Genomic DNA, 16,904 nt, shown 5'->3' on the forward strand with positions numbered 1-16,904 from the left:
CGCCGACGAGGCGGGTGCGCCGACGGGGCCGGCGCTGTGGCGCGGCGGGTCCGCCGACGAGGCGGGTGCGCCGACGGGGCCGGCGCTGTGGCGCGGCGGGTCCGCCGACGAGGCGGGTGCGCCGACGGGGCCGGCGCTGTGGCGCGGGGGATCCGCCGACGGGGTGGCCTGGTCGGCCGGGCGGCGCGGTTGGGCCGTCAGGCGTGGGGGCGGGGTCGGCCCAGCGGACGGTGGGGGGGCGTGGTCGGGCCGGCGGGGTGCCGGTCGGCCGGGCGGCGTGGTCGGGCCGTCAGGCGTAGGGGCCGAGGTCGGGCGGGCGCGCCGGCGGGCGGCCTGGTCGGCCGGGCGGCGTGGGCGGGCCGTCAGGCGGGTGGGCGTGGTCGGGGCGGCGGGGGGCCGGGGTGGGTGGGCTCAGGGGGTGGGTGGGAGGCCCTCGGCTGTTCTGATGGTGTCTCGGTAGGTTCGGGATGCTGCCCTCAGGGCTGCTTCCGGGTCGGTTCCTTCCGCTTCGGCTCGGGCGGCCAGGGCGAGCAGTTCGTAGCCGATGCCTTCCGCGGTGGGCAGCGGGACCTCCAGGTCGGCCGCCGACCGCACTCGGGACGCCAGTTTGGCCGCGAGGGCCAGGCCCGGCTGGTGGACGGGGATGCCGTCCGTCACCGACTCGCGCCGCTTCTCGACCGCCTTGGTCCGCATCCAGTGCGCCTTGACCTCCTCCGGGGTCGTCGCCGTGGCGTCGCCGAAGACATGGGGGTGGCGGTGGACCAGCTTGGCGACGATCGTGCCCGCGACGTCGTCGATGGAGAACGGCGCCTCCTCGTCCTCCTCGGCTATCCGGGCGTGGAAGACGACCTGGAGGAGGACGTCGCCCAGCTCCTCCCGCAGTTCGTCCCGGTCGCCGTCCTCGATGGCCTCGACCAGCTCGTACGCCTCCTCGATGCCGTACTTCGCCAGGCCCTTGTGGGTCTGCCGGGACGACCACGGGCACTCGGCGCGGATGCGGTCCATGACCTGGACGAGGTCCAGGAGGCGGGCGCCGGGGAGGTCGTAGGAGGCGGGGAGCAGCTCCAGCTCCGGCATGGCCACGCGGCCGGAGCCCGCCAGGCGGGCCAGTCCGTCGGTGAGGGCGGGCTCGCCCTCGCCGGTGGCCACGACCACGACCGTGCGGCCGTCGTCGGCGCAGGCGGCGACGAGATCCTCGGCGGTCGGGGACGCCTCCTCGACCTCGATGCCCGCCTCGCGCAGATACGGCAGCTGGGGGTGCGCGCCGTCCGCGCACAGCACGCGGTCGGCCGTGCGCAGGGCCTGCCAGGCGGGCCAGGACAGCAGGCCGGGGGCGACGCGGTGGCTGGTGGTGAGCAGGACGACTCGGCCTGGAGCGGCCGGGGAGGCCGCCGCGGAGCTGCTGATGGCGTTCACACCCCGAACGTAACTCACGCCGCGGACAGCCCCGTGAGTTGTCCACAGGTCACGCCGGGTTCTGCGTCCCCGCCGTCGTGACGTCCCGCACCCACGGCGTCTTCGCGTCGACGCGGCTGACCTTGCGCGCGTCCCAGTCGCCGTAGCGCGGGTTGAGGTCGACGCCGAGTTCCTGGGACGCCTTGGACAGCGCGTTCCAGAAGGCGGGCTGGCTGGTGTCGGCGCCGAGGTGGGCGGCGAGCTTCTGCGCCTCCAGCTGGAGGCGCAGGTTCTCGTCGAGGCGCTGCGGCGGGATGCCGTACTGCTGGAGCCAGGTCGTCTCCAGCCCCTTCGCCCCGCCGGCCTGCTGCTCCAGACCGGCCCGCATCGCCTGGACCTCCTTGCGGGAGACGGTGACGCCCGCGTTCTCGGCGGCGCGGTGCAGCACCCGGTCGAGGACCATGCCGTGCAGGGTGTCCCGGGCGAGGCTGCCCGTCTGGGCGACGACCTGCGCGTACTGGGCGTCGTCGGCGACGGCCGCGCGCTGGGCGGCGCGGACCTCGTCGACCCGGTTCTCCAGCTGGGAGACGGTGATCCGCTGGCCGCCGACGACGGCCGCGGCGCCGGGATGCGCCTCGTTGCCGCAGGCGGTGAGGAGAGGGCCCGCCGCTACGATCGCGGCGGACAGCAGGAGCGCGGTGCGACGACGGCGGCTGTGCAAGGAACCCTCCCGAGGAGATTGTGCGACGGTGCACAAAGTCTTGCGGTGATCGATGGTAGGCAGTGGGGCGGCTGTGGCCAACCCATTCGACCAACGATTCACCGGGACTTACGGCACCGCCGCGCGGCCCGGTCCGGCTCAGCCGACGATCGCGACCGGGGCGTCCCACGCGTTGCGGTCGACGGTGATCGTGTAACCGGCGCGGGTCTCCTTGCTGTTGACCATGTACTGGTGGCCGCGGCTGTGGTTCGTGAACTGGTTCGCGGCCCAGGGCCAGTCCGCCGTGGTCGTCTCCTTGTTGTCCCACAGCGCGTACCAGAGGTTGCCCGGCAGGTCCGTCTTGTCGGCGGCCGTGGCGACGGCCTTGGCGCTGGAGCTGCTGAAGCCGTAGTAGCCGGCGCGGTAGGTCTTGGCGCGCAGCGTCTTGCTGAAGGAGCGGACGTACGTCAGCACGGCGTCGTTGCACGCCTTGTTCGTGATGTCGTACGGCTCCATGTCGAGGTAGATCGCGCTGCCGGCCTTCATGCCGAGCGCGGCGGCCTTGGCCACGGCGTCGGCGGCGTGCTTCGTGCCGAGGGAGGCGGCGGTGGCGGCGGTGAGCTTCTCGGGGCTGGAGCCGGTCTGGCAGTACGGCTGCGCGCCGACGTAGATCGGGATGAGCTTCCAGCCGGCCGCGTTGACCGACTTCACCCAGGACGCGGTGAGGTTCGGCTGGGCGCAGCCGCGGTTCTTGCCGCCGACGTAGACGGCGGCGGCGCCGTAGTAGTTCGTGGTCTTCCAGGCCTTCATCGCGGCGAGGGAGGGGGCCGTGCAGGTGTCGAAGGCGCGGCCGGTGTAGGTCTTCTGGGCGGGCCAGGCGGGGGCCGCCATGGAGGTCTGCGCGGCGATGCCCGCCCCCGCGACTACGGCGACGCCGGCGACGCCCCACGTGATGTATCTGCGCTTCCTGGACTGCCGGTGCTCTGCCATTCCCCACCCCATCGTCGATGTGTTCTTGTACCGCTGTTCGACCTCGTCGGGTCGCGGGACGCACCGTAACCCGTGCCGCCCCAGCGGTCGGGAAACACCGGTCTCCTTCAGCCACAAGGTTCCCTCATGTCACAGTAAAGAATGAGGGGGCCGGTCACTGTCCGAGCGTGCCCTACCCTTGCCGTCTGGCTACTTGGGGGGCGATGTGAGCACGGCGACGACGAGACCGGAGAAGCGGCTGGAGGGCGGCTGGTTCCAGCGGCTGGCCTGGTCCGCCCTCGTGTGGCTTTCGCTGGGCCTGCTGGTGTGGGTGCCGTTCCTGTACGTGGCGATCCGCCGGGGCCGCCTCTCGGACTGGGGCGCCTTCGCCGCGTTCGCGTTCTACGAGGTGGTGACCCTGCCCTGGGCCGCGATGACGAACAACGAGCCCACCGGTGATCCGTACCTCGGGATCGCGGTCATCGTGACGTGGGTGACGGCCACGTGCATGCTGCTGTTCGCGATGTTCGACAAGAAGCCCCCGGCGGAGCCGGCGTACGGCGGCCGCCCCGCCTACCCCTACCAGCAGGGATACCCGTACGCCGGCCGCTAGCGCCGCCCGCGTCGCTCACAGCGGGTGCCGCATCCACACGTTGGGCTCGACGTACACCGCGTGGTCGCGCTCCGGCTCGCAGCGCACGGGCACCAGCGCGCCGGGCACCTCGACGTCCCCCCGGGCGTCGAAGGGCAGCCCGGTCCAGCCGCGCCACTCCGCGAGCGAGCCGGCCACCGTCATCGACGCCGACGCGATCCGCTCGACACTCGCGCCGGCCCGCGCGTGCACCCGCAGCCACGGGTCGTACGGCAGCCCGTCCTCCCGCACCCGGTGCGCGTACTCCTCCATGGGGGTGTGCGGCTCGCGGTGCTTGGCACTGGGGCGGACCGGGGCGACCACCTCCGTGAAGCCCTGGGCGCGCGCGTTGTCCCGCATCGCGGTGAGCATGAGCCCGGACAGGCCGAGGCCCTGGGCGTGCGGGGCGACCACGATGGAGATCGCGCTGACCGTGTCCGGCCGCGCCTCGCGCCGCCGGTCCGCGAAGGCCCACATCAGCACCTGGTCCCAGCCGCGGGCGGGCAGCTCGCCGCGCCCCTCGGCCCCGAGGACGAACGGCACGCTGAAGGCGTGCGCGAGGATCTCGCCCCGCTCGTCCTCCGCGAACAGCACGTACTGCGGGAACTCGACGGGGATCCGCCCGTAGTGGGCGTTGCCGACGAGATCCTGCGTGACGAACTCGGGCCAGCTGTCCGGCATGTCGAACATGGGCCCGATCATCTCGGGCCGCTCGGCGATGGAGGAGACCTTCAGTTCCATCCGCTCACCGTAGGCGGCGTCCTCGCCCCCGAGAAAAGGGTTTTCCGCGAGCTCGCCCGCGGTTCACCCATGGCTCAGGCGCCGCACTGTTCCAACATCGCGTGCTTGTCCGCCGTGGTGACCGGTAGGTCGTACTTCAGGGCTACCTGGGCGAAGCGCACCGCGTAGGAGCAGCGGATCGGTTTGCTGGGCGGGAGCCAGGACGCCGGGCCCGAGTCGCGTTTGGCGGAGTTGGTGGGGCCCGAGACCGGGAGCAGGTTCAGCACGTCGTTGGCCAGGCGCTGGCGCTTCTTCTCGTCCCAGCGGGCGGCGCCCATCTGCCAGGCGTACGACAGCGGCACCACGTGGTCGATCTGCACCTCGGCGGCCTCGGACTTCTTCCAGGCGATGTCCTTCGCCGTGTACGGGTCGTAGAGGGTCATCGAGACGACCACGCAGTCGGAGCCCTTGCGGAACTGGAGGTTCTGGCCGTCGCGTTTGAGCAGGTCGTTCCGTGTGTCGCAGCCGTTGCGCGCCAGCGGCACGCCGTCCGCGGTGTCCATCCACGCGTAGCCGAACTCGTCGCGGTCGTAGCCGGTCTTCGGTCCGCGCCCCTTGGTCGAGACCTTGGAGATCAGCGTGCGGGCCGTGGCCTTGTCCTTCGCGGAGGAGAGGACCGCCAGCCCCGGCCGGGTGCCGTCCGGATCGGCGAGGGGGCTCGTCCCGTGCGCGGAGGAACCGCCGCCGGACGCGCCGCCGCCCTCGGACGCCGGTGAACCCGGCGTTCCGCTCGCGTCGGGGAATCCCGTGCCCGTGCAGCCCGACAGCACCGCCGCGAGCAGCAGCGCGACACCTGCCGTGGCACGCCCGCCCGGGGCACGTCCGCCCGCGGAGCGCCCGCGCGCGCCCCGGAACCCGCCTTCCACCGCAGTCCCGCCCCTCCGACGCCTCACCCGCGCCCCTCCCCGTCGTCCGGCCGCCGCCACCCCGCACAGGTCGGCTTCCCCTGAGCGTCTCGCGTACACCGTAGGCGAGCAGGAGGTTCAGACCACGGCGCCCCCAAGTGGGCATTCGGCGCGAAGCGCGCATATCGTCGGTGGTGAGTCACCTCCGGAAGGAGCTCCTTCATGGGCATCTTCGACAGGTTCAAAGGCCATCAGGGGCGGGACAGGGCGAAGCAGATGTCCGACACCGCCGAACAGAAGGCCAACGAGAAGACGGGCAACAAGTACGAGTCCCAGATCGACTCGGCTCAGCAGCAGGCGCACCGGCGGCTCAACATGGACGAGGACCGTCCGCCCGAGCAGCAGCCGTAACGCCCCGTCGCCCTACGGGCCGGAGAGCCGACGGCTCCCCGGCCCGCTCGCTGCCGGTCCGCGGCCCGCTGTCCGCGACCCGCCGACTGCGGCCCCGCTGCCTACGACCCCACCACCGAGGCCAGGAACTCCCCCACCCAGCCCAGCAGTTCCCGCCCGACCAGCGGCTTGCCGCCGACCTTCGCGGTCTTCGGGCGGGGCACGAGGAGCTGGTGGGTCGCCGGCTTGATGACCGAGCCCGGGTACAGCCGCTTGAGCCGCAGCTCCTGCGACTCCCTCAACTCCACCGGCGCGAAGCGGATGTTGTTGCCCTGGAGGACGATCTCGCCGACGCCGCACGCCCGCGCCAGCATCCGCAGACCCGCCACCAGCAGCAGGTTCTCCACCGGCTCGGGCAACTTGCCGTAGCGGTCGACGAGTTCCTCGCGGACGGCCTTGACGTCCTCCTCCGAGTTGGCGGAGGCGATGGCACGGTAGGCCTGGAGGCGCAGCCGCTCGCCGGGCGCGTAGTCGTGCGGGACGTGCGCGTCGACGGGCAGCTCGATCTTGACCTCGAGCGGCGGCTCCTCCTCGACCCCGCCGGTCTCCAGCTGACGCCGGTAGTCGGCGACCGCCTCGCCGACCATGCGGACGTACAGGTCGAAACCGACGCCCGCGATGTGCCCGGACTGCTCACCGCCGAGCAGATTGCCCGCGCCGCGGATCTCCAGGTCCTTCATCGCCACGTACATGCCCGCGCCCATCTCGGTGTGCTGGGCGATCGTGGCGAGCCGCTCGTGGGCGGTCTCCGTCAGCGGCTTCTCCGGCGGGTAGAGGAAGTAGGCGTAACCGCGTTCCCGGCCACGGCCGACCCGGCCGCGCAGCTGGTGCAGCTGGGACAGGCCGAAGGTGTCGCCGCGCTCCACGATCAGCGTGTTGGCGTTGGAGATGTCGATGCCGGACTCGACGATCGTCGTCGAGACGAGCACGTCGAACCGCTTCTCCCAGAAGTCGACGACGACCTGCTCCAGCGCCGCCTCCGACATCTGCCCGTGCGCCGTCGCGATTCGCGCCTCGGGGACGAACTCCCGCAGCCGGGCCGCCGCGCGGTCGATCGACTCGACCCGGTTGTGGATGTAGAAGACCTGCCCCTCGCGCAGGAGTTCGCGGCGGATGGCCGCGCCGATCTGCCGCTCCTCGTAGGGGCCGACGAAGGTGAGCACCGGGTGGCGCTCCTCCGGGGGCGTGGTGATCGTCGACATCTCGCGGATGCCGGTGACCGCCATCTCCAGGGTGCGCGGGATGGGCGTCGCGGACATCGTCAGCACGTCGACGTTGGCGCGCAGCTTCTTCAGCTGCTCCTTGTGCTCGACGCCGAAGCGCTGTTCCTCGTCGACGATGACCAGGCCCAGGTCCTTGAACTTGGTCTCGGACGAGAACAGGCGGTGGGTGCCGATGACGATGTCCACGGAGCCCTCGCGCAGGCCCTCCAGGGTGGCCTTCGCCTCGGTGTCGGTCTGGAACCGGGACAGCGCCTTCACGCTCACCGGGAACTGGGCGTACCGCTCGCTGAAGGTGCCGAAGTGCTGCTGCACCAGCAGCGTGGTCGGGACGAGGACGGCGACCTGCTTGCCGTCCTGGACGGCCTTGAAGGCGGCGCGGACGGCGATCTCCGTCTTGCCGTAGCCGACGTCGCCGCAGATCAGGCGGTCCATCGGGACCGTCTTCTCCATGTCGTCCTTGACCTCGGCGATCGTGGTCAGCTGGTCGGGCGTCTCCGCGTACGGGAACGCGTCCTCCAGCTCGCGCTGCCACGGGGTGTCCGTGCCGAAGGCGTGGCCGGGGGCGGCCATCCGGGCGCTGTACAGCTTGATGAGGTCGGCCGCGATCTCCTTGACGGCCTTCTTCGCGCGCGCCTTGGTCTTCGTCCAGTCGGCGCCGCCCAGCCGGTGCAGGGTGGGCGCCTCGCCGCCGACGTACTTGGTGATCTGCTCCAGCTGGTCGGTGGGGATGTAGAGCCGGTCGCCGGGCTGGCCGCGCTTGGCGGGGGCGTACTCCACGACCAGGTACTCGCGCGTGGCGCCCTGGACGGTGCGCTGCACCATCTCGATGTAGCGGCCCACGCCGTGCTGCTCGTGGACGATGTAGTCGCCCGCCTCCAGGGTGAGCGGGTCGATCGTCTTCCTGCGGCGCGCGGGCATGCGGGCGCCGTCCTTGCCGGCGGCCTTCTGCCCGGACAGGTCGGTCTCGGTGAGGACGGCGAGCCGCAGCGCCTGGTCGACGAAGCCGTAGTCGATCGAGCCGCAGGAGACGTGGACGACGGAGGGGCTCAGGTCGGTCAGCTCGGCGTCCAGGCGGGCGGCGACGCCCTCGCCGCCGAGGACCTCCACCGTGCGGGCCGCGGGGCCGTGGCCCTCGGTGACGAAGACGACGCGCCAGCCGTCGGCCAGCCAGCCCTTGGTGTCGGCGAGGGCCTTCGCGGTGTCGCCGCGGTAGGTCTCCGGGGCGTGCATGCCGAACTGGAGGGTGTCGGCCTCCAGTTCCAGGTCGGCGACGAACGGCGACACCGACCACCACATCATGTCCAGCTCGCGCGCGCGGTCGCGGACGCCCGCGATCGACCACAGGGAGGCCGCGCCGACGTCGATCGGCGCCTCGCCGCCGCCCGCGGTGGCCGCCCAGGACGCCTGGAGGAACTCCTGCGACGTCGCCACGAGGTCGGCGGCCCGCGTGCGGACCCGCTCCGGGTCGCAGACGACGGCCATCGCGCCCTTGGGCAGGACGTCGAGCAGCAGCTCCATGTCGTCGACGAGGACCGGCGCGAGGGACTCCATGCCCTCGACGGCGATGCCCTCGGCGATCTTGCCGAGCAGCTCGCCCAGCTCGGGGTGCCGCTCGGCGAGGTCACGCGCGCGCGTGCGGACGTCCTCCGTGAGGAGCAGTTCACGGCAGGGCGGGGCCCACAGGCCGTGTTCGGCGACCTCCAGGGAGCGCTGGTCGGCGACCTTGAAGTAGCGGATCTCCTCGACGTCGTCGCCCCAGAACTCGATGCGCAGGGGGTGTTCCTCGGTGGGCGGGAACACGTCGAGGATGCCGCCGCGCACGGCGAACTCGCCGCGCTTCTCGACCAGTTCCACGCGCGTGTAGGCGGCCGCGGCGAGGGCTGCCACGGTCTCGCCCAGGTCGGCGGTCCGGCCCGACCTCAGGGCGACGGGCTCCAGGTCGCCGAGGCCCTTGACCTGTGGTTGCAGCACCGAGCGGACGGGGGCGACGACGACGGAGACCGGGCCGGTCTCGGGGTCGTCGGGGCTCGGGTGGGCGAGCCGCCGCAGGACGGCGAGGCGGCGGCCGACGGTGTCGCTGCGGGGGCTGAGGCGTTCGTGCGGGAGCGTCTCCCAGGAGGGGTACTCCACGACGCCGTCCGGGGGCAGCAGGGAGCGCAGGGCGGCGGCCAGGTCCTCGGCCTCGCGGCCGGTCGCGGTCACCGCGAGGACGGTGCGGGTCGTCTCGCGCGCGAGGGCGGCGATGGCGAAGGGGCGGGCCGCCGGGGGGCCGACCAGGTCGACGTGCATGCGGTTGCCGTCCGCGGCCGCGGGGATCGCTTCCGCGAGGGCGGGGTCCTTGACTACGGCGTCGAGCAGACCGTGCAGGCTCATGGAGGGGGTTTCCGTCCGGGGGTCCGAGGCGAGTTGATGGGCAACGCGAAGGGCCCGACTCGTGTCACGGGCCGGGGGTGTCCAGGGTACGTCGGGGCGGGGTGGTGTGCGGGAGGCTGTGGACAACGGGTGGGGGTGTGGGGAGGGGATTCCGCCGCCCCTTGCCGTCCCGTCCCCGGGGGCTGCAACACCCGGCACCGGAAAAAGCCCGGCGCCGAGGAGCCCCCCGTGGCTCCTCGGTGCCGGGGTCTGGGTGGAGCGGTCAGTCGGTCGCGATCGCGTTCAGGACGTTCATGCGGCCTGCCCGGAAGGCCGGGACGAGGGCGGCGAACAGGCCCACGAAGGCCGAGCCGAGGAAGACCCCGATGATCGTCGGCCAGGGGATCTCCAGGACCTTCATGCCCTCCAGCTCAAGGAGCTGCTGGGCCGTGGCGCCCCAGCCCATGCCGAGCCCGAGGCCGAGCAGCGCGCCGAAGAGGGCGATGACGACCGACTCCATGCGGATCATGCGGCGCAGCTGGCGGCGGGAGAGGCCGATGGCCCGCATGAGGCCGATCTCCCGGGTGCGTTCCACCACCGACAGGGCCAGGGTGTTCACCACGCCGAGGACCGCCACGATGATCGCGAGCGCCAGGAGGCCGTAGATCAGGTTCAGCAGCTGGCCGATCTGGTCCTTCAGGGCCTGCTTGTAGTCGGTCTGGTCGCGGACGGTGTACTGCGGGTAGTCGTGCAGGGAGGACTTCAGGGCCTTGTAGGCGGCGTCCTGCTGTCCTTCCTTCGCCGTGGCGAAGACCAGCTGGTCCAGCGGCATCCGGTCGGCGGGGACGTACTTGGCGACCGTCGCGATCGACGCGTACATCGCGCCCTTGTCGATCACCACCTCGTCGCTGGTGATCGCGCGGACCGTGAGCGTGGCCTTGGCGCCGTCCTTGAAGGCGACCTCGACCTTCGAGCCGAGCTTGATGCCGTGGGCCTTGGCGAATCCCTCGAAGACCGACATCGAGTCGGGGCCGTAGGCGTCCGCGAGGTCACCGGCGACCGTCTCGGTGCGCAGGTCGGTCGCGTACGAGGGGTCGGCGGCGTTGATCGTCTCCTTGGCGGACGTCTTGCCGTCGGGGGTCTTCAGGTCGGCGTCCAGGATCTTGTACTGGGTGACCCGCTCCAGGCCCGGCGTGGACTTGACGGCCTGCACCGCCTGCGGGGTGACCAGCTGGCCGCCGTCGTTCTGGATGATGAAGTCCGTGCCGACGGTCTTGTCGAGCTGGTCCGTGGCCGAGGCGACCATGGAGGAGCCGACCACCGACAGACAGGCGACCAGCGCGAGGCCGATCATCAGGGCCGCGCCGGTGGCGCCGGTGCGGCGCGGGTTGCGCAGGGCGTTGCGCTCGGCCATCCGGCCGACCGGGCCGAAGGCCCGCAGCAGGATCGCGCCGAGGACCCGCACCACGCCGCCGGCCAGCAGCGGGCCGATGACGACGAAGCCGATCAGGGTGAGGACCACGCCCAGGCCGAGCCAGAGGGAGCCCTCGGTCGCCTTGTCGGCCGCGGCGGTCAGGTAGAGGCAGAGACCGCCGCCGCCGGTGAGGACGGTGCCGATCAGGGCGCGGATCCAGCCGGCCTTGGCGTCGGCGGGGGCGCCCGCGTCGCGCAGGGCGGCCATCGGGGAGACCTTGCCGGCGCGGCGGGCGGGCAGGTAGGCGGCGAGGACGGTGACGACCACGCCGAGGACGATGCCGACGACCGGGGTCGTCCAGGCCACCGTCAGATCGTCGGTGGACAGGTTCATGCCGGTCATGCCCATCAGCTTCATCAGGCCGACGGCGATGCCGACGCCCGCGCCGACGCCGAGGACCGAGCCGACGACGCCGAGCAGCAGCGCCTCGGCGAGGACCGAGCGGTTGACCTGCTTGCGGGACGAGCCGATGGCGCGCATCAGGCCGATCTCACGGGTGCGCTGGGCGACCAGCATGGAGAAGGTGTTGATGATCAGGAAGATGCCGACGAGGAAGGCGATCCCGGCGAAGCCGAGCATCGCGTACTTCATGACGTTCAGGAACTCCCCGACGTTCTTCTGGTTTGCCTCGGCGGTCTCCTTGGCGGTCTGCACCTTGTAGACGCCGCCGAGCGCGGCCGAGACGTTCTTCTTCAGCTGGTCGTCGCTCACCCCGGCCGCGGCCGTGACGTTGACGTTCGTGTAGACGCCCGGTTTGCCGACCAGCGCCTGCTGGGCGGTCTTCGTGTCCAGGTAGAAGATCGCGGCGCCGGGGTTGGTGACCTGGAAGGCGGCGATGCCGGAGACCTTCGCGCCGTGGGTGCCGACCGCGGTGATCACGCCGATCTCGTCGCCGAGCTTCAGGCCGTGCTTGTCGGCGGTGTCCGCGTCGACGACGATCTGACCGGAGTTCTGCGGCGCCGCACCCTCGGTGATCTTCATGGTGCGGGCCTCGTTGGCGTTCCAGCCGCCGACGATGGTGGGGGCGCCGCTGGAGGGCGACAGATTGTCCTTGTCGGCGTCGACGACGGTGACGGAGGTCGAGAAGACCGCCCCCTCCGCCGACTCGACGCCCTGCGCGGCGCGGACCTTGGTGAGCACGCTGTCCGGCATGACCGGCGGCTTGCCGTTGGCGGAGGTGGTCTCACCGGTGTCGGAGGCGCTCTGCGCGCTCACCGTCACATCGGAGGAGGTGGCCGCGAACAGCTTGTCGAAGGTGGTGTTCATGGTGTCGGTGAACACCAGCGTGCCGCAGACGAAGGCCACCGACAGCAGGACCGCCACGGCCGACAGGGCCATGCGTCCCTTGTGCGCGAAGAAGTTGCGCATCGAGGTCTTCATGACGGTCATGACGTGCGCCCCCGGGCGTCGAAGTCCTTCATCCGGTCCAGGACCTGGTCGGCGGTCGGCTGGTGCATCTCGTCGACGATCCGGCCGTCGGCGAGGTAGAGCACGCGGTCGGCGTAGGAGGCGGCGACCGGGTCGTGGGTGACCATGACGATCGTCTGGCCGAGGTCGTCCACGGAGCGGCGCAGGAAGCCGAGGACCTCGGCGCCGGCCCGCGAGTCGAGGTTTCCGGTCGGCTCGTCGCCGAAGATGATCTCGGGGCGGGCGGCGAGGGCGCGGGCCACGGCGACGCGCTGCTGCTGGCCGCCGGAGAGCTGCGTGGGGCGGTGCTTGAGCCGGTCGGCGAGACCGACGGTCTCCACGACCTGCTCGAGCCACGCCTTGTCGGGCTTGCGGCCCGCGATGTCCATCGGCAGCGTGATGTTCTCGAGCGCGTTCAGCGTCGGCAGCAGGTTGAACGCCTGGAAGATGAACCCGATCCGGTCCCGGCGCAGCTTGGTGAGCTTCTTGTCCTTCAGGCCGGTGATCTCGGTCTCGTCCAGGTAGATCTGACCGCTCGTCACGGTGTCGAGACCGGCGAGGCAGTGCATCAGGGTGGACTTGCCGGACCCCGAGGGGCCCATGATCGCGGTGTAGTGGCCGCGGGCGATGTCCACGTCGACGTGGTCGAGGGCGACGACGCGGGTCTCCCCCGACCCGTACGCCTTCACGACCTGCCGCGCCCGTGCGGCAACGGCCGTACGCCCTCCAGTGCCCCCGTGCCTGGGAATGGTCACAGCCGAAGTCACGGTATGTCTCCTATGTCGGTCAGCGAATGAGATGCGCCGGTCCCCCGGTGCGAGTGCGCGGTGTGCGCGGCGTGCGGTCCGCGGTGTGCGGGTCTTCCTGAGTACGTCGCCCAGTCTGTCGGCGGGGACGGGTCCGGCGCGCTGGTGCTCGGGCCCGTCTTCGCGGGGGGTTAACCCCACCTCCCGCCAGTGGGGTTGGCCTCCCCCAAGGCGTAAAGCCAGGTTAAGGAAGCGCCCCCGGCCTTCTCGTCCTCCGTCGGTACGACCCGCGACCGGGCCGTAGGGCGGAGGCACCCCTAGGGGGCGTCCACCGACGGGCGGAGCGGGTCTCGGGGTCGCCTCCTCCCCTCGGCCCCCCAAGGCTCCACCCTCCCGTCGCGTCAGGGTCAAGCGGCCGGCCGGGGCGGGCGATCCCTGCAAGGGGCACGCAACGCCCACGCAATGCCCACTCGATCGGCACGCGTTGGGCACGCGATGGGCGCAGGATGAGCACGCGACGGTGTTAACGCGGGTAACACCCCAGGTCAGGCCCTATGCGGAACAGCAAGCGCGTACCGACCGATCAGTCTGTTCAAACCCTCGCGCAATTCCGTACTGCCGGGTAACGTGCGGGCCGCACCCCCCACCTCCCTGCCGTCCGCCGCCAAGGACCCGAGCCATGCAAGGAGTCGGGATGTCCCACGACTCGTTCCCGCCCGACCTGCCCCACCCCCACACTCACGCTCACCGCCCTCACCCCCACCCCTCCGCGCCGGCCCGTCACAGCGATCTGCGGACGCTGCGCGGCGCCTACCGCTGGCAGCGGCGCGTCGCCACGCTCACCGCGCTCGGCTACTTCGTCCTCTTCCTCGTCCTGTCCGCCTTCGCCCCGTCCTTGATGGAAGACGAGGTCGCCGGCGGCCTCCCCCTCGGGCTGCTGCTCGCCCTGCTCCAACTCCCCGTCACCCTGCTGGCCGTCGCCCTCTACGAGCGCACCGCCCGCCGGCACGTCGACCCGCTCGCGGACCGCATCCGCAAGCTGGCCGAACTCGACGCCAGGCGCGGAGCCCGGCAGGAAGGGACCGCGCGATGAAGGACACGCTGCACGAACTCAGCGGCGACGCCCAGACGATGTCGCTGGTGGCGTTCACCGCCGTCGTCACCGTCACCCTGCTGCTGTGCGTGATGACCGGCCCCGACCGGGACGACCTCGACGAGTTCTACACCGGCTACCGGTCCCTGTCCCCGCTGCGCAACGGGCTGGCCGTCGCCGGCGACTACATCTCGGCGGCCACCGTCCTCGGCACCGGGGGCGTGATCGCCCTGTTCGGCTACGACGGCGTCGTCCTCGCCCTGAGCACGGCCCTGTCGCTGATGCTGCTGATGTTCCTGCTGGCCGAACCGCTGCGCAACGCGGGCCGGTTCACCATGGGCGACGCCCTCGCCCGGCGCATGCCGGGGCGCGCGGTGCGGATCACGGCGTGCGCGGTGACGATCGCCGCGCTGCTGCCGATGATGCTGGTGCAGCTCGCGGGCACCGGCCAACTCCTCGCGTTCCTGCTGGGGTTCTCCGGTGAGTCGGTGCAGACGGCCTGCATGGTCGTCATGGGCGTGCTGATGATCAGCTACGCGGCGATCGGCGGCATGAAGGGCACCGCCCTCATCCAGATCCTGAAGATCGTGATGCTGCTCGGCTCCGGCACGGTGGTCGCCGTCATCGTCCTGCACCGCTTCGACTGGGACCCGGGCGCGCTGTTCGACGCGGCGGCGAAGGGGAGCGGGGTCGGCGACGCCTTCCTGCACTCGGGCCTTCAGTTCTCCGGGAGCCCTTATCCCGGACTCGACATGATCAGCTCCGAGTTGGCGGTGGTGCTCGGCGGCGCCTGTCTGCCGCACATCACCATGCGCATGTACACCGCGTCCTCGGCCCGTCAGGTGCGCCGCTCGATGTCCTGGGCGGTGTCCGGGGTGGCGCTGTTCGTGCTGGTCATGACGGTCGTGGGGTTCGGCGCGACGGCCATGATCGGCCGGGCGGTGATCGCGCAGGCCGATCCGCAGGGCAACACCGCGTATCTGCTGGGCTCGCGGGCGGCGTTCGGCGCCGACGTGTCCACGGCGGAGACGCTGCTGTTCACGACCGTCACCACGGCGATCTTCCTCACGGTGCTCGCCTCGGTCGCCGGCATGATCCTCGCCTGCGCCAACTCCCTCGCGCACGACGTCTTCGCCGCCCGCTCGCGGGACGCCTCGCCGCGCCGGGAGATGCTCGTGGCCCGGCTGTCGGCGCTGGCCGTCGGCGTCCCGACGATCCTGCTGGCGGCGCAGGTCCAGCACAGCAACCTCCAGCCGCTGGTCACCCTGTCCTTCTGCCTGGGGGCCTCGGCGCTCGCCCCCGCCCTCGTCTACAGCCTCTTCTGGCGCCGCTACACCCGCACGGGCCTGCTCGCCACCCTCATCGGCGGCACCCTGTCGGTCCTGCTGCTGATGCCGGGCACCAACCTGGTCTCCGGCTCCCCCGCGGCCGCCTTCCCCGACGCCGACTTCAACTGGTTCCCGTTCACCACCACCGGCCTGGTCACCATCCCCCTGGGCTTCGCCCTCGGCTGGCTCGGCACCGTCGTCTCGGGCCGCGGCAAGGCGGAGGAACAGCGGCGGCAGTACGAGGCGGTGGAGGCCTGGATCCTGGCAGGAGCGGTCCGCGGGAAGGACTGAGCCCACGGCACCTCACGGCCTGATCCGAGCGCTCGCCGGCGCGGGTCCTGCCGTGGGGTGCGGGGTTCGCCGCGGGGCGCGGGCGCTGCCGTGCGGTGCGGGCACTGCCGCGAGGTGCCGAGGTTCGCCGTGCTGGGGCGCGGGCCGGGCGGCCGGGGCTACTCCACCGTCTGGCCGGTGAGGACGCGGAGGCTGTCGCGCATCTGGTCCATGTGGGTCTGGACGTCGTCCCAGCGTTCGCTGTGCTCGCGCAGGACCCGCTCCGTCTCGCGGGCGATGCGGTCCTCGCGCAGGCGGGCCTCCGCCACGATCTGGGCGGCACGCGCGCGTGCCTCGTCCTGGCGGCGGCGGGAGGACTCCTCCGCCTCGGCCAGCTCGCGCTGCGCCTCCGCGAGGGCCTCCTCCGCGCGGGCCATCGCCCGCGCGTGGTTCGCGTCGAACGCGGCGATCCGCTCGGCGTCCTCGCGCTCCGCCACGGCCAGCCGCTCGGCGTACTCCTTCTTCGGCTCGACGAGCAGCCCGGCCGTGCTCTGCCGCACCTCACGCAGCTCCGTCAGCGCCTCGCCGCGGAACTCCTTCACCTTGCGCCGCGCGGTGACCCGGATCCCGTGCGCCTCGGCCCGCGCGGCGAGCAGCCGCCGGCGGACATGCTCCTTGGCCTCCGCGCGGGTCGCCTCCGCCTGCTCCTGCGCCGTCCGCCGTACGACGAGGGCGCGCGCCTCGGCCTCGGCGACCTCCTCCTCCGCATCGCGCCGCGCCTGCTCCCTCACCTCCGCCGCTTCCTCCCGCACGAGCTGGAAAACGTGCCGCGCGCGCTCCCCGAGCATGTCGTAGGTCTGCGGCGCGAGCCCCTTCACGGCCTCGCGCAACCGCTCGGCCTCCATCACCATGTCCTTGGCGAGCACGGTGAGCCGGGCGACCCGCTCCCAGGCGGCGTCGCGTTCGGCGGAGAGCGCGGCGGTGTACGCCTCGACCTCTTTGGGCCGGTAGCCGCGCCCGCGAACGGTCACGAACCCCGGCGGCGACACCTTCGTGCTGCTTGCGCTGCTCATTCTTTAGCCCCTCTCCACCAGACGGACTTGAAATAATGATTTCGCGCATATCTTGATGTATCGGGCTTAAGTGTTCATAACGCGACACTCCGGGCACAGGTAGCGGTCAATTCCGTACCCGGACGCAGAAGGGCCGGGCCGGTCGTCCGACCCGGCCCGGCCCTCGAC

The 16,904-nt window shown here is 71.9% G+C and carries 13 protein-coding genes; 4 read left to right on the forward strand and 9 right to left on the reverse strand.

The window, feature by feature from the left end:
• Positions 1-411: 411 nt before the first annotated feature.
• The 3 genes from ACFYX4_RS10090 to ACFYX4_RS10100 form a co-directional block, all read right to left on the reverse strand.
• Positions 412-1,416: a nucleoside triphosphate pyrophosphohydrolase gene (locus tag ACFYX4_RS10090; protein ID WP_389328922.1), complete on the reverse strand. Its 1,005-nt coding sequence runs from the start codon at positions 1,414-1,416 to the stop codon at positions 412-414.
• Positions 1,417-1,465: 49 nt separating this feature from the next.
• Positions 1,466-2,116 carry a SurA N-terminal domain-containing protein gene (locus tag ACFYX4_RS10095; RefSeq protein WP_389328925.1) on the reverse strand — a complete coding sequence of 217 codons (651 nt, stop codon included), beginning with the start codon at positions 2,114-2,116 and terminating at the stop codon, positions 1,466-1,468.
• Positions 2,117-2,254: 138 nt separating this feature from the next.
• Complete coding sequence (locus ACFYX4_RS10100) at positions 2,255-3,085, reverse strand: glycoside hydrolase domain-containing protein (protein WP_389328928.1); 831 nt, start codon at positions 3,083-3,085, stop codon at positions 2,255-2,257.
• A 205-nt stretch (positions 3,086-3,290) separates the two neighbouring features.
• Here ACFYX4_RS10100 and ACFYX4_RS10105 point away from each other — a divergent pair, with 205 nt between their 5' ends.
• Positions 3,291-3,677: a hypothetical protein gene (locus ACFYX4_RS10105; RefSeq protein WP_389328931.1), complete on the forward strand. Its 387-nt coding sequence runs from the start codon at positions 3,291-3,293 to the stop codon at positions 3,675-3,677.
• Positions 3,678-3,692: 15 nt separating this feature from the next.
• Here the strand turns inward: ACFYX4_RS10105 and ACFYX4_RS10110 are convergent, their stop codons facing one another.
• Together ACFYX4_RS10110 and ACFYX4_RS10115 are read right to left on the reverse strand one after the other, a co-directional pair.
• A complete protein-coding gene (locus ACFYX4_RS10110) occupies positions 3,693-4,436 on the reverse strand; it encodes an N-acetyltransferase (RefSeq protein ID WP_389328934.1) in 744 nt (247 codons plus the stop codon).
• Between the two features lie 74 nt (positions 4,437-4,510).
• A complete protein-coding gene (locus ACFYX4_RS10115) occupies positions 4,511-5,260 on the reverse strand; it encodes an HNH endonuclease family protein (protein WP_389330198.1) in 750 nt (249 codons plus the stop codon).
• 282 nt (positions 5,261-5,542) lie between these two features.
• On the opposite strand from ACFYX4_RS10115, the gene ACFYX4_RS10120 reads away from it, so the two are divergent.
• Entirely contained in the window at positions 5,543-5,731 is a 189-nt protein-coding gene (locus ACFYX4_RS10120; protein WP_389328937.1) for an antitoxin, read from the forward strand.
• A 101-nt stretch (positions 5,732-5,832) separates the two neighbouring features.
• On the opposite strand, the gene mfd is transcribed toward ACFYX4_RS10120, so the two are convergent.
• The 3 genes from mfd to ACFYX4_RS10135 form a co-directional block, all read right to left on the reverse strand.
• Positions 5,833-9,366, reverse strand: a complete 3,534-nt coding sequence (gene mfd, locus ACFYX4_RS10125; RefSeq protein ID WP_389328940.1) for a transcription-repair coupling factor — start codon at positions 9,364-9,366, stop codon at positions 5,833-5,835.
• A gap of 262 nt (positions 9,367-9,628) precedes the next feature.
• Positions 9,629-12,208: an ABC transporter permease gene (locus ACFYX4_RS10130; RefSeq protein WP_389328943.1), complete on the reverse strand. Its 2,580-nt coding sequence runs from the start codon at positions 12,206-12,208 to the stop codon at positions 9,629-9,631.
• The gene (locus ACFYX4_RS10135; RefSeq protein ID WP_389328946.1) at positions 12,205-12,993 is read right to left on the reverse strand and encodes an ABC transporter ATP-binding protein; all 789 of its coding nucleotides are present in this window, start codon (positions 12,991-12,993) and stop codon (positions 12,205-12,207) included. The genes ACFYX4_RS10130 and ACFYX4_RS10135 overlap by 4 nt, the downstream gene beginning before the upstream one ends.
• Positions 12,994-13,666: 673 nt before the next feature.
• Here ACFYX4_RS10135 and ACFYX4_RS10140 point away from each other — a divergent pair.
• Complete coding sequence (locus tag ACFYX4_RS10140; RefSeq protein ID WP_389328948.1) at positions 13,667-14,065, forward strand: DUF485 domain-containing protein; 399 nt, start codon at positions 13,667-13,669, stop codon at positions 14,063-14,065.
• The gene (locus ACFYX4_RS10145; RefSeq protein ID WP_389328951.1) at positions 14,062-15,684 is read left to right on the forward strand and encodes a cation acetate symporter; all 1,623 of its coding nucleotides are present in this window, start codon (positions 14,062-14,064) and stop codon (positions 15,682-15,684) included. The genes ACFYX4_RS10140 and ACFYX4_RS10145 overlap by 4 nt, the downstream gene beginning before the upstream one ends.
• 158 nt (positions 15,685-15,842) lie before the next feature.
• On the opposite strand, the gene ACFYX4_RS10150 is transcribed toward ACFYX4_RS10145, so the two are convergent.
• Positions 15,843-16,736, reverse strand: coding sequence for a cellulose-binding protein (locus tag ACFYX4_RS10150; RefSeq protein WP_389328953.1), 894 nt, complete (start codon positions 16,734-16,736; stop codon positions 15,843-15,845).
• Positions 16,737-16,904: the final 168 nt, after the last annotated feature.

This window comes from Streptomyces sp. NPDC002328 (assembly GCF_042890065.1).
Lineage (GTDB): Bacteria > Actinomycetota > Actinomycetes > Streptomycetales > Streptomycetaceae > Streptomyces.